This window comes from Pseudomonas sp. R5(2019), from assembly GCF_009905435.1.
Lineage (GTDB): Bacteria > Pseudomonadota > Gammaproteobacteria > Pseudomonadales > Pseudomonadaceae > Aquipseudomonas.
Map to the genome: position 1 here is coordinate 1 of NZ_JAAAMT010000075.1, position 19,917 is coordinate 19,917.

Genomic DNA, 19,917 nt, shown 5'->3' on the forward strand with positions numbered 1-19,917 from the left:
CGGCAGCATCGGCACGTTGTTCATAAAAAAATGCCCCAGGCCGTCGAGACCCAGGACAGTGAAGATGTCTAAAACCCGGTTTCCGGTGGATCGCAAGGCTGCTCCGCTTAAGTGAACAGCATTGCGCCTAGGCGGGGTTTTCAATGCTTACCACATCAGATCATCAGGAATCTGGTACGCCGCATACGGATCATCGGCATCCGGCTCTTCGACCTGGGTGTTGAGCTGCACGATACGTTCAGGCGCGCGCTCCTGGATCTTCAGCGCGGCTTCGCGAGGAATCACTTCGTAGCCGCCACCGTGGTGCACGATCGCCAACGAGCCACTGGCCAGTTTGCTGCGCATCAGGGCGTTGACCGACAGGCGCTTGACCTTCTTGTCGTCGACGAAGTTGTAGTAGTCCTCGGTGTTCAGCTTGGGCAGGCGCGACACTTCGATCAATTGCTTGACCTGGGCGGCACGGGCTTTTTGCTCGGCCTTTTCCTGCTGCTGGCGGTTGAGCTCCTGGTCACGCCTGGCCTTTTCGGCCATGGCTTCCTTGGCCAGGCGCTGCTGGGTGTCGTCGACTTCGACCTGGCCCTTGTGCTCCAGGCGCTTTTGTTTCTTCTGGTCCTTGCTGACTTGCTTGACCTGCTTTTGGTTGACCAGGCCGGCTTTCAGCAACTGGTCACGAAGGGAAAGGCTCATGGATGCTCACTCACTTATGCTACAGCTCAGCCGCAGCTGGGCAGATTCTTTTCCTGGCGTTTGGCTTCGCCCCACAGAGCGTCCAAATCTTCGAGGGTGCAATCTTCAATCGGACGACCCAGGTCGCGCAATGCCTGTTCGATAAATCTGAAGCGTCGCTCGAACTTGCCATTGGCGCCACGCAGGGCCGCCTCGGGTTCAATTTTCAGGTGCCGGGCCAGGTTGACCGTGGCAAACAGCAGGTCGCCGACTTCATCGGTCAGCGCCGCCTGATCGCCATCGGCCATGGCCTGGAGGACTTCGTCGAGCTCCTCGCGCACCTTGTCCAGCACCGGCAGCGCATCCGGCCAGTCGAAGCCGACCTGCGCCGCGCGCTTTTGCAACTTCGCCGCCCGCGACAGTGCCGGTAGCGCGACCGGCACGTCGTCGAGCAGCGACAACTGCTCGGGGGCCGAGGCCTTTTGCGCGCGTTCCTGGGCCTTGAGCTCTTCCCAGCGCTGCTTGACCTGCTCTTCACTCAGGCGCGGCGTGTCTTGCGGCGCATACAGCTCACCGGTAGGGAATACATGCGGATGGCGGCGAATCAGCTTGCGGGTGATGCTGTCGATCACCCCGGCGAATTCGAAGCGCCCTTCTTCCTGGGCGAGTTGGCAGTAATACACCACCTGGAACAGCAGATCGCCAAGCTCGCCCTGCAAGTGTTCGAAGTCGCCGCGCTCGATGGTGTCAGCCACTTCATAGGCTTCCTCCAGGGTATGCGGCACGATGCTGGCGTAGTTCTGCTTGAGATCCCATGGGCAGCCATACTGCGGGTCGCGCAGACAGGCCATCAGGTGCAGCAGGTCTTCAAGGTTGTACATCGTTCGCTCTCGTCAAGGCGTGCGGTTGCGCTTGGTCTCGATGATATTCGGCAGCTGCGAGATCCGTCCCAGCAACCGACCCAGCGCGTCCAGGCCCGGAATCTCGATGGTCAGCGACATCAGCGCGGTGTTGTCTTCCTTGTTCGAGCGGGTGTTCACCGCCAGCACGTTGATACGCTCGTTGAGCAGCACCTGGGAGACATCACGCAGCAGGCCGGAACGGTCGTAGGCACGGATGACGATATCGACCGGGTAAGTCTGCACCGGCACCGGCCCCCAGCTGACCTGGATGATCCGCTCGGGTTCGCGCCCGCCCAGCTGCAGCACCGAGGCACAGTCCTGACGGTGAATGGTCACGCCACGGCCCTGGGTGATGTAGCCGACGATCGCTTCGCCCGGCAACGGCTGGCAGCAGCCAGCCATTTGCGTGAGCAGGTTGCCGACGCCCTGGATCTGAATGTCGCCACGCTTGCCCGGCTTGTAGCCCTTGGCCTGACGCGGGATCAGCTCCAGCTGTTCGTTGCCGCGTTCCGGCTCGACCAGCTGCTGGGCCGCGTTGACCAGATGCGCCAGGCGCAGGTCACCGGCGCCCAGCGAGGCGAACATGTCCTCGGCGGTGCGCAGATTGGCTTTCTCGGCCAGGCGCTCGAAGTCGACCTGCGGCAAGCCGAGGCGATTGAGTTCGCGTTCGAGCAAGGTCTTGCCGGCGGCGACGTTCTGGTCGCGTGCCTGCAGCTTGAACCAGTGCACAATCTTGGCCCGCGCCCGCGAGGTGGTCACATAGCCCAGGTTGCTGTTGAGCCAGTCGCGGCTCGGGTGGCCGTGCTTGCTGGTGATGATCTCGACTTGCTCGCCGGTTTGCAGGCTGTAGTTCAATGGCACGATACGCCCGTTGATCTTCGCGCCCCGGCAGTTGTGGCCGATCTCGGTGTGTACCCGGTAGGCGAAGTCCAGCGGCGTGGCGCCCTTGGGCAGGTCGATGGCGTGGCCATCGGGGGTGAAGACATACACCCGGTCCGGCTCGATATCGACCCGCAGCTGTTCGGCCAGGCCGCCGATGTCGCCCAATTCCTCGTGCCACTCGAGCACCTGGCGCAGCCAGGAGATTTTCTCTTCGTAGTGATTGGAGCTTTGCTTGACGTCGGTGCCCTTGTAGCGCCAGTGCGCGCACACACCCAGCTCCGCTTCCTCATGCATGGCATGGGTACGGATCTGCACTTCCAGCACCTTGCCCTCGGGCCCGATCACCGCCGTGTGCAACGAGCGATAGCCGTTTTCCTTGGGGTTGGCGATGTAGTCGTCGAATTCCTTGGGGATGTGCCGCCACAGGGTGTGGACGATGCCGAGCGCGGTGTAGCAGTCGCGCATCTCCGGCACCAGCACACGCACCGCACGCACGTCGTAGATCTGGCTGAATTCCAGACCCTTGCGCTGCATTTTGCGCCAGATCGAATAGATGTGTTTGGCCCGGCCGCTGATGTCGGCCTTGACCCCGGTGGCCAGCAGCTCGTTCTGCAGTTGGGTCATCACGTCGCTGATAAAGCGCTCGCGGTCCAGCCTGCGCTCGTGCAAGAGCTTGGCGATCTGCTTGTACTGTTCCGGCTCAAGATAACGGAAGGACAGGTCTTCAAGTTCCCACTTGATATGCCCGATCCCCAGCCGGTGGGCCAGCGGCGCGTAGATGTCGAACACCTCGCGCGCAACCCGGTGGCGCTTCTCGTCACCGGCACCCTTCACCGCGCGAATGGCGCAGGTGCGTTCGGCCAGTTTGATCAGCGCCACGCGAACGTCGTCGACCATCGCCACGAGCATCTTGCGCAGGTTTTCGACTTGCGCCTGAGAGCCCAGCACCAACGACTGGCGCGGGCTCAGGCTGGCACTGATGGCGGCCATGCGCTGCACGCCGTCGATCAGCTTGGCGACCACCGTGCCAAAGCGCTGGCCCACTTCGGCCAGGGTCACCTTGCCTTCGCGCACCGAGCGGTAGATGACCGCGGCGACCAGTGAATCCTGGTCGAGCTTGAGGTCGGCGAGGATCTCGGCGATTTCAAGCCCGGCTTGAAAACTGGAGGTCCCGTCGGCCCAGGAATGTTTGGCCGTATTGCCTTGTTTCTCGACCTGCTGAGCGAACTCGCAGGCGGTTTTCAATGCTGCACGGTCCAGCGCCAGATCGACACTGACGACATGGTCAAGCCATGCATCGAGATTGATACTGCCGTCGGTGTTGACCGGCTGGTGCACTCTCACCTGTACCATCTTGCTTACCTTCCCTACGGCGCATTTGCGCTGCGCCTGAAGTCGCTGGCTCTATCCCTGCTGGCCGGCAGGGGTTGCGCTATGGCGCGCCAGTCGGATTAAACGAGCTTCCTAGCCCGCTTCAAATAAAGCCATCGCCTCGACATGCGCTGTCTGCGGGAACATGTCGAGAATTCCGGCACGCTTCAACCGGTAGCCCTGCTTGTACAATTCGACCGCGTCGCGAGCCAACGTTGCCGGGTTGCAGGACACATAAACCAACCGCTTTGCACCCAGCGCGGCTATCGATTTGACCACCTCGAAGGCACCGTCACGGGGTGGATCCAAGAGTACCGCACAAAAGCCTTCTTTGGCCCAGGCGGCACCTGCCAGAGGCTGGGATAAATCGGCCTGAAAAAATCGGGCGTTATGCACATTGTTGCTGGCCGCGTTCTGGGCTGCGCGCTCGACCATGGTCGCCACACCTTCGACCGCTACCACTTCACGGGCCCGTTGCGCCAAGGGCAAGGCAAAGTTGCCCAACCCACAAAACAGATCGAGCACCCGCTCGTGCGCCTTGGGCGCGAGCCATTCCAGCGCCTGGGCGATCATGTCGGTATTGACCTGGGCATTGACCTGAACGAAATCGCCTGGCCGATAGGCCAGCTCCAGCGACCACGGCTCCAGCCGAAAACCCAATGTCTGGTGAGAATCCCCAGGTTCGGGCTCGCCTTCACCTTGCAGCCAGAGCTGCACATTCTGCTCGGCGCAGAACGCATCCAGACGCGCACGGTCGACCTCGGCCAACGGCGCGGTATGGCGCACCAGCATTGCCAGAGCAGTGCCACTGAACAACTCCACATGACCGATCACCTGCGGCTTGGCAAAGCCGCCCAGCAGCGCGGGTAATTGACGCATGATCGGTTGCAAGGGTTGTACCAGCACCGGGCAATCGGCGATGGCAACGATGTCCTGGCTCGAGGCGGCGCGAAAACCGACTTCCAGTTCACGGGCCTTGGTGTTCCAGCGTACCGCCACGCGGGCACGGCGACGGTAGCCGAACTCGGCGCCTTGCAGCGGCGCGGCCCATTCTTCCGGCTCGACACCGGCGACCCGCGACAGCTGCTCGGCGAGCATGCGCTGTTTCAGGGCAAGCTGTTCCTCATGGGGCAAGTGCTGCACGCTGCAACCACCGCAGGTACCGGCATGGGCACAGGGCTGCGGGCGGCGCAGGGCGCTGGCCTTGAGGACGCGTTCGACGCGGGCATCAACCACTTTGCCGTGGGCGTTGAGTACCCGCGCCTCGACCTCTTCACCGGCCAGGGCACCGGCGACAAACCAGGTGCGCCCATCAATAAAGGCGATGCCGCGACCGTCACCGGCCAGTCGCTCGATGCTCAGGCGCTGCTTCTTGCCGACCGGAATCGCCGGTGCGCGGCTACCGCCTGCCGGCTGAAAGCGCAGGCCAGGTGTTTGCTTTCTGGCCATCAGTTGGACGCGTCGAAAATGCCGGTCGACAGGTAACGGTCGCCCCGGTCGCAAATGATCGCAACGATCACCGCATTTTCCACTTCGCGCGACAGGCGCAGTGCCGCCGCGACCGCGCCACCGGAAGACACGCCACAGAAGATGCCTTCTTCGCGGGCCAGGCGGCGCATGACGTCTTCGGCCTCGGCCTGGGACATATCGACGATACGGTCCACGCGCTTAGCCTCGAAAATCGTCGGCAGGTACTCTTCAGGCCAACGGCGGATACCCGGGATGGCCGCGCCTTCCATCGGCTGCAAACCGACGACCTGGACTTCGGGGTTTTGCTCCTTGAGGTAACGCGACACACCCATGATGGTGCCGGTGGTGCCCATGGAGCTGACGAAATGGGTGATCGTGCCTTCGGTCTGGCGCCAGATTTCCGGGCCGGTACCGACGTAATGAGCCTCCGGATTGTCGATGTTGCCGAACTGGTCGAGCACCTTGCCACGGCCTTCGGCCTGCATCCGCTCGGCCAGGTCACGCGCGCCTTCCATGCCTTCTTCCTTGCTGACCAGAATCAGCTCGGCGCCATAGGCGGTCATCGCCGACTTGCGTTCGGCGGTGGAGTTGTCGGGCATGATCAGGACCATCTTGTAACCCTTGATCGCCGCCGCCATGGCCAGGGCGATACCGGTGTTGCCGGAGGTCGCTTCGATCAGGGTATCGCCAGGATGGATCTGGCCACGGGTTTCGGCACGACTGATCATCGACAACGCCGGACGATCCTTGACGGAACCGGCCGGGTTGTTGCCTTCGAGCTTCAGGAGAATGGTGTTGCTGGTTTCACCGGGCAGACGTTGCAGGCGGACCAGAGGCGTGTTGCCGACGCAATCGGCGATGGTTGGGTACTGCAGGGTCATGGCGTATTCGCAATCCAGACTGCGGGGGTGGCCTATCATACCGGCAAACGCGCGCAGTCCATATCACGCAAAGTGAGGGCGTTATGGCGGTTAGCTATAAGCGATGGAATGTAGGAGCCGAGCTTGCTCGCGATGGCACCGCCGCCGTCTCAAAATTATTGTCGCCTGAGCTGGCGTCATCGCGACGGTTCGGCGCCCCGACAAGCTCGGCTCCTACACAGGGACGCGGCGTTTCAGGCGGGTGAGGTGACCGGTTCGGCGGCCAGCAGGCGCATGTTCAGGCGCAGCCCCAGGCCGGTGTTTTGTGCCCACAGGGTGCCGCCCTGGCGCTGCAGGGCATTGCGCGCAATGCTCAAGCCCAGGCCGAAACCTCCGTCGCCGGGGCGTGAGCCGTCGAGTCGGGTAAAGGGGTCGAAGATGTGTTCAAGCTCGGACTCGGCCACACCGCCGCCCTGGTCTTCCAGCCACAACAACCAGTGCTCGCCCTCGCGGCGGCCATCCAGGCGCAGCATGCCGTGCTCGGGTGAGTGACGGATGGCGTTGCGCAAAATGTTTTCCAGCGCCTGGGCCAGGCCGTTCAGGTTGCCCTGGACCCAGCACGAGGCCTCCAGCGCGCAGTGCAGTTGCGCGGCCGGCCAGGCGGTTTCATAGCAGGCGTTTTCGCAGAGCATGTCCCACAGCGCCGGCACCTGGATGGCTTCTTGCGCCAGCGGGGCGCGCTCGGTGTCGAGCCAGGCCAGTTGCAAGGTGTCATCGACCAGCCGCTGCATGCCGTCGATCTCACGCTCCAGCCGCTCACGCAAACGGGCCGCCTCGCCTTCGGTCTCGCAGGCGACGCGCAGACGGGCCAAGGGCGTGCGCAATTCATGGGACAAGTCGCGCAGCAGCTGCTGCTGCAAGGCCACCGTGCTTTGCAGGCGTTCGGACATATGATCGAAGGCCCGGCCCAACTCGCCCAGCTCATCGGCCCGGCTGGTGGTCACCGCCGGCACCCGGGTCGCGAGCTGATCGGCGCGCCAGGCATTGGCCTGTTCGCGCAACTGGTTCAGCGGCACGATCAAGACCCGGTACAGGCCCACGCAAAACAGCAAGGTGAAGACACCGGGAATGACCCCGTTGGTGACGACTTTCCAGACCAGCGCATAGCGACCAGGGCGAAAGCGCGCCGGGAGCTGCATCACCAGGCTGCCGGCCGCCGGATCATTGGGGAAGGGTACTTTCATCCACGGCAAGCCCTTGGACCGCCGGCTGACAGGCCAGTCCAGATGGCGCAGAAACGTCAGGTGCCGGGTTGCCGATTCTGAAAGCGGATAGCTGCTGAGCGATCGCAGGTCGCGACCGATCACACCGACCCAGCCGCTTTCGCGCTTGCCGATCTCTGCAAGCCAGGCATCGACCCCAGCCTGCTGGCCTTGATGCCAAGCCTGTTCGGCGTCGGCGGCGTAGTCGCTCAAGGTACTGCGGGCTTCGCGGGAGAGGAAGGCGTTCTGCTCTTCCATGTAACGGCCCCACGACCAGCTCAACCAGATCATCAGCAGGCAGAAGCCGACCAACAGGAACGCCAGCTTCCAGAATAAAGAATGCTTGCCTGGCACGTCAGGCGTCCGGGTCGCTGGCGCTGAGCACGTAACCCTTGCCCCAGACCGTGCGCAACTGGCGCTCCAGGTACCCGATGGCCTTGAGCTTGCGACGTATCTGGCTGACGTGCATGTCCAGGCTGCGGTCGTGCTGCACATAACCGCGTTGCAATACGTGCTGATAGAGGAATGGCTTGCTCAGCACTTCGTCACTGTGACGGTTGAGCACGTCCAGTACCCGGAACTCGCTGGGGGTCAGACCGGCCCAACGCCCTTCAAGGCAGACATCACTGGCCTGCTCGTCGAACTGCAAGCCGCCCGCCTCGACCCGCGCCGGTTGCGCATGGCGCCGCTCAAGCGCCACCCGACGCAGGATCGCCTCGACCCGCACGTGCAGCTCGGCCATGCTGAAGGGCTTGGGTAAATAATCGTCGGCACCCCGGCGAAAGCCGCTGATGCGGTCAGCCTCGGCGCCCAGCGCCGACATCAGGATGACCGGCGTCGAGCTGCGTTCGCGCAATTGTTGCAGGACATCCAGGCCATTCATGCCGGGCAACAGGATATCCATCAACACCAGGTCGAAGTGGCCGCGCTCGGCGATGGCCAGCCCTTCCCGGCCGTTCTGGCACCAGGTGACTTCAAAGCCGCAACGGCCCAGTTGGTCGTGGACAAAGGCACCGAGCACCGGATCGTCTTCAATGGCGAGGATATTAGGATTGCCGATCGTTACGGGAGTCATTGGCACACGCAAGTCATTCTCAGTTGCCATATAGTGGCGATAACTGACCGGCACGGCAACTTGTGCCGACAAAAACGTGGACAACAGGTGCAATGACGGCCCGGTCGCGGTAATTTCCTGCATGGGCCGCCAGCCTTGTGCTGGCGGGGGTAGCAGTGCAGGAGAGTGGTGTGTTGAAAAAACTGGGGATCAAGGGCCGGGTCATGTTGCTGGCGTTGCTGCCGGCCAGCCTGATAGCCCTGGTGCTGGGGGGATATTTCACCTGGTTACAGCTGTCGGAGCTCAAGGCCCAGCTGTTGCAGCGTGGCGAAATGATCACCGAGCAGCTGGCTCCCCTGGCGGCACCGGCGCTGGTGCACAACAACAGCGCCCAGCTCGCGCGCATCGCAGCCCAAGCCCTGGAGCAACCGGATGTGCGCGCCGTGTCGTTCCTGGATGCCAATCGCGGCACCCTCGCCCATGCCGGCCCAAGCATGCTCAACCCGGCGCCCAGTGGCGGCGGCACCCTGTTGCTGCAACGCAGCGGCAGCGACGCCACCCGCTACCTGCAACCGGTGTTCGGCCATCATCGGGACCTGGCCGGGGAGCGCATTCCCAACGAAACCGACCTGCTGCTCGGCTGGGTCGAGGTGGAGCTGTCGCACAACGGCACCTTGCTGCGCGGTTACCGCAGCCTGTTCGCCAGCCTGCTGTTGATCGGCTTCGGCTTGATCTTCACCGCCGCCCTGGCGCTGCGCATGAGCCGCAGCATCAACACGCCGATCAGCCAGATCAAGGACGCCGTGACCCAACTCAAGGACGGCAACCTGGAGAAACGCCTGCCCATGCTCGGCAACCCCGAGCTCGACCAACTGGCCTTCGGCATCAACCGTATGGCCGAGACCCTGCAGAACGCCCAGGAAGAACTGCAGCACAGCATCGATCAGGCCACCGAAGACGTGCGCCAGAACCTGGAAACCATCGAAATTCAGAACATCGAGCTGGACCTGGCGCGCAAGGAGGCCCTGGAGGCCAGCCGGATCAAGTCCGAGTTCCTGGCCAACATGAGCCATGAGATCCGCACTCCGCTCAATGGCATCCTCGGCTTTACCCACCTGCTGCAAAAAAGCGAGCTGACCCCGCGCCAGCTCGATTACCTGGGCACCATCGAGAAGTCCGCCGACAGTCTGTTGGGGATCATCAACGAGATCCTCGACTTCTCCAAGATCGAGGCCGGCAAGCTGGTGCTCGACAGCATTCCCTTCAACCTGCGTGACTTGCTGCAGGACACCCTGACCATCCTCGCCCCGGCCGCCCACGCCAAGCAGCTGGAACTGGTCAGCCTGGTGTACCGCGACACCCCGCTGGCGCTGATCGGCGACCCGCTGCGGCTCAAGCAGATCCTCACCAATCTGGTCAGCAACGCGATCAAGTTCACCCGCGATGGCACTATCGTTGCCCGAGCCATGCTTGAGGATGAAAACGAAGACAGCGTGCAACTGCGCATCAGTGTTCAGGACACCGGCATCGGCCTGTCGACCCAGGACGTGCGCACCCTGTTCCAGGCCTTCAGCCAGGCCGACAACTCCCTGTCGCGCCAACCCGGCGGCACCGGGCTGGGGCTGGTGATATCCAAGCGCCTGATCGAGCAGATGGGCGGCGAAATCGGCGTCGACAGCACGCCGGGCGAAGGCTCGCAATTCTGGATCAGCCTGCGCCTGCCCAAGGCCCGCGAAGACGCCGAAGACCTGCCAGCGGCGAACCTGCTGGGCCGGCGCATCGCAATTGTCGACAGCCACGAGCTGGCGCGTCAGGCCTTGCAGCATCAATTGGAAGACTGCGGGCTGGAGGTCAGCGCCTTTGCGACCGTCGAACAACTGCTCAACCAGGTGACCCGTGCGGGCCTGGCCGGCACACCGTTCGATCTCGCGGTATTGGGGATCACCGTCTACGAGATGCCGCCGGATCGCCTCAGCCAGCACTTGCACACGCTGGAGCAGCAAGGCTGCCAGGCGCTGGTGCTGTGCCCGACCACCGAGCAGGCGCTGCTGCACCCCTATGTGCCGAACGCCCACAGCCAGCTCCAGGCCAAACCGGCCTGCACCCGCAAACTGCGTCGCAGCCTGGTCGAGCTGACCGTGCCGCGCCGGCCCATGGGCGACTCCGGCCAGGATCATGGCAACACGGTCCCACGGGTGCTCTGCGTGGACGACAACCCGGCCAACCTGTTGCTGGTACAAACCCTGCTCGAAGACCTCGGGGCGCGGGTGCTGGCGGTCGACAGTGGTTTTGCGGCGGTCTCGGCGGTGCAGGAAGAACGCTTCGACCTGGTCCTGATGGACGTGCAGATGCCCGGCATGGACGGGCGCCAGACCACCGAGGCGATCCGCCGCTGGGAAACCAGCCAGTCCGGCACGGCCTTGCCGATCGTGGCCCTGACGGCCCACGCCATGGCCAATGAAAAACGAGCTTTGCTGCACAGCGGCATGGATGACTACCTGACCAAGCCGATCAGCGAGCGGCAATTGGCCCAGGTGGTGCTCAAATGGACAGGGCTGACCCTGGGCAGCCAGCGCAGTGATAAAACCGCCGAATCGCCTGCGCACGACCACGCGCTGCTGGTGCTGGACCACGAAGAAGGGCTGCGACTGGCGGCGGGCAAGGCAGACCTGGCGGCCGATATGCTGGCGATGCTGCTGGCTTCGCTTGAGGCTGACCGCGACGCCATCCGCAGCGCCCGCGAGGCCCGCGACCGCACCGCCACCATCGAACGCGTCCACCGCCTGCACGGCGCCACCCGCTACTGCGGCGTGCCGCAACTGCGCGCGGCCTGCCAGCGCAGCGAAACCTTGCTCAAGCAAAACGACCCCGACGCCGCCGAAGCGCTCGATGAACTCGACCAGGCGATCGCCCGGCTGGCGGCGCAGGCGCGGGTGAGCGCCTGACCCTTCAGCCATACAACCCCACTGGCTCGATATGGATTTTGTAGGAGCGGTGGTCCGGCGTTCCGGATTGGCCGCGATGGGGCGCGCAGCGGCCCCGGGGTCTGCTGGCGCAGCCCATCGCGGCCAGGTCCGCTCCTACAGGTCGACAAACCGCAGAATCTGGTCGAGGGATGATCGGGGCGGCGTGCTAGCATAGCGCGCAGTTTTTGGAGGACCCATGGTCGAACACGATTTCCGCTACAGCCTGCTCAACCCTCACAACACCCTGATCGAATGCCGCGCCCTGGTGCCAGGCCGTTATCAGGTCACCGGCAACGGTGGTTCCATTAAAAACAACGACGTGTTGCTGGTGACCCTCAAGGGCAGCAAGACCTTGTCCATGCGCCTGACCATCGAGACGGTCCGCCACCTGATCAACCCGGCTGGCCAATGGGTCGCGGTCGCGAGTGGGCCGGTGTTCGGCGAGCTGGCGATTCACCAGTGGAAGGTTCAGTGCGACGCCTGCCCAACCGAGCTCGACTTCGAGTTCGCGGTCGATGCCAAGCTGGGCACCAAGGCGCAGCAACCTGCCGCCGTGGCGCGCATCCAGGAGCTGGGCTGGACCACGCTGGGTGACAAACACCGCTGCCCTAAATGCCGGGAGCACGCGCAGTGAAACGCACTTTGTCAGTCGGTGTGCTGAGCAGCCTGCTGCTGGGCTGCGCCGAACAACCCTTGAAACTCGAGCAAGAGCGCAGTTACGTGCTGGAGTGGATCGGTGAGCGGCCGCTGATGGACTACAGCCACCTGACCCTGACCCTGGCCACCGACGGCCGGGCTTATGGCAATGCTGGCTGCAACCACTGGTTTGCGCCGTACAGCCTGGACGGCGACAAGCTGAGCTTCGGCAAGGTCGGCAAAACCCGCAAGCTCTGCGCCCCGGCGCTGATGGAGCAGGAAAAGCGCTTCCTGGCAGCGCTGGAAACCGTCCAGCGCTGGGATGTGTCGCCGATCGACCAGCTGCGGTTCTGGCCTGGGCAGGGGAAACCGCTGCGGTTTTGGCCTGAGGAAGGTTGAGGACGCAGGGGCTGCGGTGATCAGTCCCCTCTCCCCTCAGGGGAGAGGGTTAGGGTGAGGGGAACGGCCATACCGCAACCTTCAGGCGCCTTTGAGCGCTGACACTTTGGCCGCCAGCCCCGCCGCCGTCTGCTCACCCACCAACTGCTCGCGCACCTTGCCCTTGTCATCGATGATGTAGGTCACCGGCAAGGCTTCATTTTGCGGCAGTTCGAACCGCTCGGCCGGGTCGTCCGCCAGGACGGTAAAATCGATCCCCAGGGTTTCGCTGGCCTTTTTCAGCTCTTCGCCACGCAAGCCGTCGAAATTCACCCCCACCACTTTCACGCCTTGCCCCTGCATCTGCTTGGCAAATGCGTTGAGTTCAGGAATTTCGGTTCGACACGGGCCGCACCATTCGGCCCAGTAGTTGACCACCACCCATTGCCGGTCCAGCTGCTTGGCTGCTACCACCTGGCCATTCTGGTCCACCCCGTAATCCGCGCCACACCCACCCAGCAACAAACTCGCAGTGACTGCCAATGCTGCCGCCAAACGCCTCGTCATGGCTCAATCCTTCTTGATGGTTCAAGCAAAAATGCAAATTAACCGCGACCAATCACCGCCTTCGGTTCAGGCAGGCCCCCGTCACGGTTAGAATAGCCGCCACTTTAGCCCAGAGGCGACCTGCACATGACCGATCTGACGCTTTATCACAATCCGCGCTGCTCGAAATCCCGTGGTGCACTGGAGCTGCTTGAAGCCCGTGGCCTGACGCCGACCGTGGTGCGCTACCTGGAAACCCCACCCGACGCCGCCACCCTGAAAAGCCTGCTGGGCAAGTTGGGCATCAGTGCCCGCGAACTGTTGCGCACCGGCGAAGACGAATACAAGGCGCTGCAACTGGCCAACCCGGCGCTGGACGATGCCGCGCTGATCGCCGCGATGGTCGCCTACCCGAAACTGATCGAACGGCCGATCCTGGTCGTCGGCAACAAAGCGGTGATCGGCCGGCCGCCAGAAAAAGTGCTGGAGATCCTGGCGTGAGTGCTCCGTTCATCCTGATTCTGTACTACAGCCGCCATGGCTCCACCAGCGAGATGGCCCGGCAAATCGCCCGGGGCGTCGAACTGGCCGGGCTGGAGGCGCGATTGCGCACGGTCCCGGCGATCTCCACCGAGTGCGAAGCGGTGGCCCCGGAAATCCCCGAGACGGGTGCGCTGTACGCCAGCCTTGATGACCTGCGCCACTGCTCGGGCCTGGCGCTGGGCAGCCCGACGCGCTTTGGCAACATGGCCTCGCCCTTGAAGTACTTTATCGACGGCACCAGCAGCCTGTGGCTGAGCGGCGGCCTGGTCGGCAAGCCGGCAGCGGCCTTCACCTCCACCGCCAGCCTGCACGGCGGCCAGGAGACGACGCTGTTGTCGATGCTGCTGCCGCTGCTGCACCACGGCATGCTGGTCATGGGCCTGCCCTACAGCGAGTCGGCGCTGCTCGACACCCGCGGCGGCGGCACCCCGTACGGCGCCAGCCACCACGCGGGTGCCGATGGCAAGCGCGGCCTGGACGAGCATGAAATCAGCCTGTGCCGCGCGCTGGGCCAACGCCTGGCCAGCACCGCCAAACTGCTGGAGAACGGCCGTGGCTAAGAAACCCAAGGTTTTGCCCCCGCTGCACTGGCTGGCGCCGCGCCTGCGCCTGACCCGCGGCCTGAGCCTGGTGTTCTTTTTTGCGCTGATCCTGCTGTTGACCGTCAACAACCTGCAGTTCGCCGACCTGCACGGCGCCCGGGTCGGGGTCATCCTGGCCATCGAACTGGTGCCGCTGGCCCTGCTGTTTCCGGGCATGTTGCTGGGCAGCGCCCGCGCGCATGCCTGGACCTGCTTCGTGGTCAACCTGTACTTTATCAAGGGCGTGCTCGCCGCCTTCGATCCGGCGCGAACGCTGTTCGGCTGGATCGAAGTGCTGCTGAGCCTGGGGCTGTTTATCAGCGCGCTGTTGTACGTGCGCTGGCGCTTTCAGCATGACCGCCGGCTGGCGGGTGAAAGCGAGGTGTAAACCGCTTAGTGGTTGACGGTGTACGCCAGCATCAACGACAGCTGGCACATCGGCCGACCACTCTGGGCATGCCACTGGTTGAATGCGTCCTGGACAATGGCCAGATCGCGTTGGCTGGTAGGCTGCTTGTCGATGAGGTTCTGGGCGACCAGCGCCGCAACCATATCGTTGGTGGGGATGAAGGTGTCCTTGCCGACCATCCGCAAAAAGCGCGGCGCCGACAGGCCGCCCAACTGATGCCCGTGTTTGGCCAGGTACTTCCACAGGCCGACAATGTCGGTCACCGGCCAATCGGCGATGAAATTGCCGAAGCTGCCTTTCTCCCTGGCCACGTCCAGCACCAGCTGCGCATTGCGCGGCACGCTCTTGAGCTTGCCCAGGTGGCGGATGATGCGGGCATCCTGCATCAGCCGCTCCAGGTGCTCGGCGCCCATCAGCACGACCTTTTCCGGGACGAAGCCAAAGAACACCTGCTCGAAGGCCGGCCACTTGGCATCCACCAGGCTGTGCTTGAGCCCGGCACGAAACACCCGCAGCGCCAGCATCGACAGGTAACGGTCATCGCCGAGGTCACGCAACTGCGCGGCGCTGGCGGGCACCGGCAGGTGCGCCTCCAGGGCCGCGGCCGAGCCGAAGCGGTTCAGGCAGTACTCGTGCAGCCATTGGTAATCGCGCATGGTCAGATGTTCAGCACGTCGAGAAAACGCGGGGTCGCCGTCTCATCAATGCGCAGGTTGACGAAGTCGAACAGGTTGCGGTCGGCCAGCTGCGACGGCACCACGTTCTGCAAGCCACGGAAGATGCTCTCGGTACGGCCTGGCGACTTGCGCTCCCACTCCACCAGCATGTCCTTGACCACCTGGCGCTGCAGGTTCTCTTGCGAGCCGCAGAGGTTGCACGGGATGATCGGGAATTGCTTGAAGTCGGAATAGGCCTGGATGTCTTTCTCGGCGCAGTAGGCCAGCGGTCGGATCACCACATTGCGGCCATCGTCGGCCAAAAGCTTCGGCGGCATGGCCTTGAGGCTGCCGTTGAAGAACATGTTGAGGAAGAAGGTTTCGACGATGTCGTCGCGGTGGTGACCCAGGGCCATCTTGGTCGCGCCGATTTCATCGGCGAAGGTGTACAGGGTGCCGCGACGCAGCCGCGAGCATAGCGAGCAAGTGGTCTTGCCTTCCGGGATCAATTCCTTGACCACCGAATAGGTGTCCTTCTCGACGATGTGGTATTCGATGCCCAGCTCTTTGAGGTAGGCCGGCAGCACGTGCTCGGGAAAGCCCGGCTGTTTCTGGTCCATGTTCACTGCGACGATTTCGAATTTGATCGGCGCCACTTTCTGCAGATGCAGCAGAACGTCGAGCATGGTGTAGCTGTCCTTGCCGCCGGACAGGCAGACCATGACCTTGTCGCCGTCCTCGATCATGTTGAAGTCGGTGACGGCTTCGCCGGCCAGGCGGCGTAGGCGTTTCTGCAGTTTGTTCTGATTGACCGAAAGGGTGCCCATAGCGCTTGAGATCCGCAAGGTGTGACAAAAGCCGACTATTTTACGCATAAACCGGCCGCTGGCGTAGGCCCTGCCCGTCGGCGATTGACCCTCGGGGTTAAATTCTGCATGGCGATTACCACTGTGCCTGACAGCGCGATTTGCTCTAAAAGCGCGGATATTTGTACGCAAGTCCTTCCTATACTGCCTAGTAAGACCACACCGATCGGGTGGCCTGATTAATCCTTTCGGCCGCTGGGCCAGTAAGCGCTCCTCTGGGGGGCGATGGCATCAACGTAAGGAGTGTCTGGCATGATCCATCACGTTTTGGGGCTGTTCACCCACCCTGACCAGGAATGGCGAGAAATTCGTGGCGAAGAGGAAAGCATCAGCCACATGTACCTGACGCACACCCTGATACTGGCTGCGATTCCGGCCGTATCGGCGTTTATCGGCACGACCCAGGTGGGCTGGGTCATCGGCAATCGCGCACCGGTGATGTTGACCACAGAAAGCGCGATCTGGATGACCATCATGTCGTACCTGGCGATGCTGGGCGGCGTCGCGGTCATGGGTGCCTTCATCCACTGGATGGCCCGCACCTACGACGCCAATCCGTCGCTTGCCCGCTGTATCGCCTTTGCAACCTACACCGCTACCCCGCTGTTCATTGGCGGATTGGCGGCGCTCTACCCACACCTGTGGCTAGGAATGATCGTTGGCACTGCCGCCATTTGCTACACGGTTTACCTGTTGTATGTCGGGCTGCCTACGTTCATGAACATTCCCTCCGATGAAGGGTTTCTCTTCTCAAGCTCAGTCCTGGCCGTTGGCCTGGTCGTGCTCGTGGCCATCATGGCCTTTACAGTCATCGTCTGGGGACTCGGCGTGGGACCTGTCTACACTAATTAGAACTGACATAGGTAGCTGTAAACCATCGGGCCGCCACATGGCGGCCCGGTGCTGTGTGGTGTAACCGGTTACGGCATAATCGACGGATACGGAGTGCCTTTGTCTATGCCCGAGCAACTCAATTCCCGCGTTGAATCCTGTTTCAAACAAGCTGAAGACTTCTTCAAACGCCCCTTCAAACGCCCCGTGGTCAGCTTCAAGCTGCGCGGCCAGAAGGCCGGCGTCGCGCATTTGCACGAGAACCTGCTGCGTTTCAACCCGCAGCTGTACCGTGAAAATGCCGAAGACTTTCTAAAGCAGACAGTCGCCCATGAAGTGGCCCACCTGGTGGCTCACCAACTGTTTGGCGACAGCATCCAGCCCCATGGCGAGGAATGGCAGCTGATCATGCGCGGTGTCTATGAACTGCCGCCCCACCGCTGCCACACCTACGAGATCAAGCGTCGCCGGGCGACGCGGTATATCTACCGCTGCCCGTGCGTGGACAGCGACTTCGCCTTCTCGGCCCAGCGTCATAACCTGGTGCGCCAGGGGCGACGGTATTTGTGCCGACGGTGTCGGCATACTTTGGAGTACAGCGGAGAAACGCGGGTGGAGTGAGCGTATTCGCGAGCAACGCCAAAAGGGTAGGCCATGTGGGAGCGGATTTATCCGCCAATAGCCTCACCGCGGTGTGTCAGGCGAACCGCGGCGAGGCTATTTGCGGATAAATCCGCTCCCACAATTTCCCCGCTCAGCATCTGTGTAAGGCTTGGTTCCCACAAAAAAGCCCGTCGATTATTGACGGGCTTTTTGTGGGTAAGGCTTCAGATCAGGTACGTGCAGTACCTTCCATCACACCCAGTTCTTCGGTCAGGCGCTCGTCAGAGATCGAGGTGCCACCGCTGGCCAGTTCGGCCTGCAGTTTGTCTTCGTCCAGCTCCTTGACCCACTTGGCGACAACCAGAGTGGCCACACCGTTACCGATCAGGTTGGTCAGGGCGCGGGCTTCGGACATGAAGCGGTCGATACCCAGGATCAGCGCCAGGCCGGCAACCGGCAGGTGGCCGACGGCCGACAGGGTCGCGGCCAGGACGATGAAGCCACTACCGGTCACGCCGGCAGCACCTTTGGAGGCTACCAGCAGCACCAGCAACAGGGTGATCTGGTGGGAAATGTCCATGGGGGTGTCGGTGGCCTGGGCGATGAACACGGCAGCCATGGTCAGGTAGATCGAAGTACCGTCAAGGTTGAACGAGTAGCCGGTCGGGATCACCAGGCCCACCACGGATTTCTTCGCACCCAGGCGTTCCATTTTCACCAGCATGCGTGGCAGCGCCGACTCGGACGACGAGGTACCCAGCACGATCAGCAGTTCTTCACGGATGTAGCGGATCAGTTTCAGCACGCTGAAGCCGTGGGCGCGGGCAATACCGCCGAGCACGACCAGGATGAAGACCACGCAGGTGATGTAGAAGCACAGCATCAGCTGGCCCAGTTGCACCAGCGAACCCACGCCATACTGGCCAATGGTGAAGGCCATCGCACCGAAGGCGCCGACCGGGGCCAGCTTCATGATCATGTTGATGATGTTGAACATGACATGGGCGAAGCGATCGATCAGGTCCAGCACCGGTTTGCCGTAGGCACCCAGGCGGTGCAGGGCGAAACCGAAGATCACCGAGAACATCAGCACCTGGAGGATATCGCCGTTGGCGAAGGCGCCGACCACGGTGGACGGGATGATGTTGAGCAAAAAGCCGACGGTGGTCTGCTGGGCACCCGCCGCCGCGTAGGCAGCCACGCTGCTGGCGTTCAGGGTGCTGACGTCGATGTGCATGCCGACGCCAGGCTTGACCACGTTGACCACGACCAGGCCGATGATCAGCGCGATGGTGGAGACGATTTCAAAGTACAGCATCGCGTAGCCGCCGGTCTTGCCGACCGATTTCATGTTCTGCATGCCGGCGATACCGCTGACCACCGTACAGAAGATGATCGGGGCAATGACCATTTTGATCAGTTTGACGAACCCGTCGCCCAGCGGTTTGAGCGCCACGCCGGTTTCAGGGTAGTAGTGGCCCAGCAGAATACCGATGGTGATGGCAACGATCACCTGGAAGTACAGCGATTTGTAGATGGGCTGACGAGTTGTCATGGCTTGGCTTCCTCAAGCGTACCGTCGGCACCCTTCGTGGTGCGCGCGATACCTAAAGTACGAACCCTCCTGCAATGGAGGGATTTGTTTTGGCGAGCTGCGGGTAGCAGACCTGAATCGTCTATCGCAAGCGGCGTGCCAAATTGCCAATAAGCCTCGCAGGCCAGGTAAATCAGGCGCTGACAGTCAAATTGCCGGGGTTTGGTGGAGGGTGGGTTGGCGGGTTTCCGCCCACTGCCGGCAAAATTCAACGGGCAGTGGCGGGTATCCGCCTCGGAAAATTCTGACAGTGCTTTCCGTGTTTCGACCCATCTGCAAAGCAACGCGCTGAAGCGGTTCAGTGGGTCGGGAAGCGAATGCGCCGACCCGCAGGCCCCAGGTGCCGTCCTTGCGGATGATGCCGTCGGCGTTGGGGTGTTGCAGATTATCGTTGAGCAGGCCGGACTTCTTGACCTTGTCGCTGGTCTGACCATAAGCCAGGCCGGCAAATGTGCTTTCAGAGGCCTGGGTGACAGCGCTGCTGCCCATCACAACCATGGCCAGCAGCAGTTTGTTAAGTGTGTTCATGGGGCTTCTCCGCGTTTTTTCGCTGTTTGATTCGGGTATGGCGCTAGAGTAAGCAGCAGCCCCTGAACGCTGGCTGAACCCTGTCTGAACCGTGGCTGAACAGGTTAATCGCTTCACCCGGAGTAGCGGCGCCGGCCGGGAGCGCGCCCCCTTTAGGTCGAGGTGGCCCTATTCGCGGATAAATCCGCTCCTACATCTATGGTTACCCCCTTTTCTGCAATACTGGTGTTGATGCGTGGTTGGCTTGCTTTCATCTATCCGGCGTCTGAGTGGGGGTTGTCACCCCCGCGCCCCGATGAGAATCGATGCCCGA

19 protein-coding genes and 1 pseudogene are annotated in these 19,917 nt (G+C 62.6%); 8 read left to right on the forward strand and 12 right to left on the reverse strand.

From position 1 onward, the window contains the following. Positions 1-147 precede the first annotated feature (147 nt). The 7 genes from GUY40_RS26830 to GUY40_RS26860 form a co-directional block, all read right to left on the reverse strand. Positions 148-687: a DUF2058 domain-containing protein gene (locus GUY40_RS26830; protein ID WP_166571930.1), complete on the reverse strand. Its 540-nt coding sequence runs from the start codon at positions 685-687 to the stop codon at positions 148-150. Between the two features lie 26 nt (positions 688-713). Continuing rightward, positions 714-1,547, reverse strand: coding sequence for a nucleoside triphosphate pyrophosphohydrolase (mazG, locus tag GUY40_RS26835; protein ID WP_166571931.1), 834 nt, complete (start codon positions 1,545-1,547; stop codon positions 714-716). Between the two features lie 12 nt (positions 1,548-1,559). Continuing rightward, positions 1,560-3,803: a GTP diphosphokinase gene (gene relA, locus GUY40_RS26840; RefSeq protein ID WP_166571932.1), complete on the reverse strand. Its 2,244-nt coding sequence runs from the start codon at positions 3,801-3,803 to the stop codon at positions 1,560-1,562. Between the two features lie 111 nt (positions 3,804-3,914). After that, the gene (rlmD, locus tag GUY40_RS26845) at positions 3,915-5,270 is read right to left on the reverse strand and encodes a 23S rRNA (uracil(1939)-C(5))-methyltransferase RlmD (RefSeq protein ID WP_166571933.1); all 1,356 of its coding nucleotides are present in this window, start codon (positions 5,268-5,270) and stop codon (positions 3,915-3,917) included. Next, on the reverse strand, positions 5,270-6,172 hold the full coding sequence (cysM, locus tag GUY40_RS26850) for a cysteine synthase CysM (RefSeq protein ID WP_166571934.1): 903 nt from the start codon (positions 6,170-6,172) through the stop codon (positions 5,270-5,272). Before cysM ends, rlmD begins: the two co-directional genes overlap by 1 nt. 233 nt (positions 6,173-6,405) lie before the next feature. After that, on the reverse strand, positions 6,406-7,767 hold the full coding sequence (locus GUY40_RS26855) for a histidine kinase sensor domain-containing protein (RefSeq protein ID WP_371924972.1): 1,362 nt from the start codon (positions 7,765-7,767) through the stop codon (positions 6,406-6,408). Between the two features lies 1 nt (position 7,768). Beyond that, a complete protein-coding gene (locus GUY40_RS26860; protein ID WP_166571949.1) occupies positions 7,769-8,488 on the reverse strand; it encodes a response regulator transcription factor in 720 nt (239 codons plus the stop codon). A gap of 170 nt (positions 8,489-8,658) precedes the next feature. Here GUY40_RS26860 and GUY40_RS26865 point away from each other — a divergent pair, with 170 nt between their 5' ends. The 3 genes from GUY40_RS26865 (at position 8,659) to GUY40_RS26875 (ending at position 12,468) form a co-directional block, all read left to right on the forward strand. Next, the gene (locus tag GUY40_RS26865) at positions 8,659-11,412 is read left to right on the forward strand and encodes a response regulator (RefSeq protein WP_166571935.1); all 2,754 of its coding nucleotides are present in this window, start codon (positions 8,659-8,661) and stop codon (positions 11,410-11,412) included. A 217-nt stretch (positions 11,413-11,629) separates the two neighbouring features. Next, positions 11,630-12,067 (forward strand): hypothetical protein, encoded by a 438-nt coding sequence (locus GUY40_RS26870; RefSeq protein ID WP_166571936.1) that lies wholly within the window; start codon positions 11,630-11,632, stop codon positions 12,065-12,067. Further along, positions 12,046-12,468 (forward strand): META domain-containing protein, encoded by a 423-nt coding sequence (locus tag GUY40_RS26875; protein WP_178117985.1) that lies wholly within the window; start codon positions 12,046-12,048, stop codon positions 12,466-12,468. Before GUY40_RS26870 ends, GUY40_RS26875 begins: the two co-directional genes overlap by 22 nt. An 81-nt stretch (positions 12,469-12,549) precedes the next feature. Here the strand turns inward: GUY40_RS26875 and GUY40_RS26880 are convergent, their stop codons facing one another. Further along, positions 12,550-13,014, reverse strand: coding sequence for a TlpA disulfide reductase family protein (locus GUY40_RS26880; protein WP_166571938.1), 465 nt, complete (start codon positions 13,012-13,014; stop codon positions 12,550-12,552). Between the two features lie 126 nt (positions 13,015-13,140). On the opposite strand from GUY40_RS26880, the gene arsC reads away from it, so the two are divergent. From arsC to GUY40_RS26895, 3 genes are read left to right on the forward strand one after another with little or no spacing between them, the layout of a single operon-like run. Then, positions 13,141-13,494, forward strand: coding sequence for an arsenate reductase (glutaredoxin) (gene arsC, locus GUY40_RS26885; protein ID WP_166571939.1), 354 nt, complete (start codon positions 13,141-13,143; stop codon positions 13,492-13,494). Then, on the forward strand, positions 13,491-14,096 hold the full coding sequence (wrbA, locus tag GUY40_RS26890; RefSeq protein WP_166571940.1) for an NAD(P)H:quinone oxidoreductase: 606 nt from the start codon (positions 13,491-13,493) through the stop codon (positions 14,094-14,096). Before arsC ends, wrbA begins: the two co-directional genes overlap by 4 nt. Then, positions 14,089-14,505 carry a DUF2069 domain-containing protein gene (locus GUY40_RS26895; protein ID WP_166571941.1) on the forward strand — a complete coding sequence of 139 codons (417 nt, stop codon included), beginning with the start codon at positions 14,089-14,091 and terminating at the stop codon, positions 14,503-14,505. Before wrbA ends, GUY40_RS26895 begins: the two co-directional genes overlap by 8 nt. 5 nt (positions 14,506-14,510) lie before the next feature. Here GUY40_RS26895 and GUY40_RS26900 read toward each other — a convergent pair whose 3' ends face one another. Beyond that, complete coding sequence (locus GUY40_RS26900) at positions 14,511-15,182, reverse strand: DNA-3-methyladenine glycosylase I (protein WP_166571942.1); 672 nt, start codon at positions 15,180-15,182, stop codon at positions 14,511-14,513. Between the two features lie 2 nt (positions 15,183-15,184). Then, positions 15,185-16,009 carry a tRNA 2-thiocytidine(32) synthetase TtcA gene (ttcA, locus tag GUY40_RS26905; protein WP_166571943.1) on the reverse strand — a complete coding sequence of 275 codons (825 nt, stop codon included), beginning with the start codon at positions 16,007-16,009 and terminating at the stop codon, positions 15,185-15,187. Positions 16,010-16,300: 291 nt separating this feature from the next. Between ttcA and GUY40_RS26910 the strand changes: the two genes are divergently transcribed. Next, positions 16,301-16,900, forward strand: coding sequence for a Yip1 family protein (locus GUY40_RS26910; RefSeq protein WP_166571944.1), 600 nt, complete (start codon positions 16,301-16,303; stop codon positions 16,898-16,900). Between the two features lie 105 nt (positions 16,901-17,005). Next, a complete protein-coding gene (locus GUY40_RS26915) occupies positions 17,006-17,500 on the forward strand; it encodes a SprT family zinc-dependent metalloprotease (RefSeq protein WP_166571945.1) in 495 nt (164 codons plus the stop codon). A gap of 211 nt (positions 17,501-17,711) precedes the next feature. Here GUY40_RS26915 and GUY40_RS26920 read toward each other — a convergent pair whose 3' ends face one another. Together GUY40_RS26920 and GUY40_RS28510 are read right to left on the reverse strand one after the other, a co-directional pair. After that, positions 17,712-19,037: a dicarboxylate/amino acid:cation symporter gene (locus GUY40_RS26920; protein ID WP_166571946.1), complete on the reverse strand. Its 1,326-nt coding sequence runs from the start codon at positions 19,035-19,037 to the stop codon at positions 17,712-17,714. A 360-nt stretch (positions 19,038-19,397) separates the two neighbouring features. Further along, positions 19,398-19,604 (reverse strand): annotated as a pseudogene (locus GUY40_RS28510) (hypothetical protein); the annotation flags it as partial. Between the last annotated feature and the right edge of the window lie 313 nt (positions 19,605-19,917).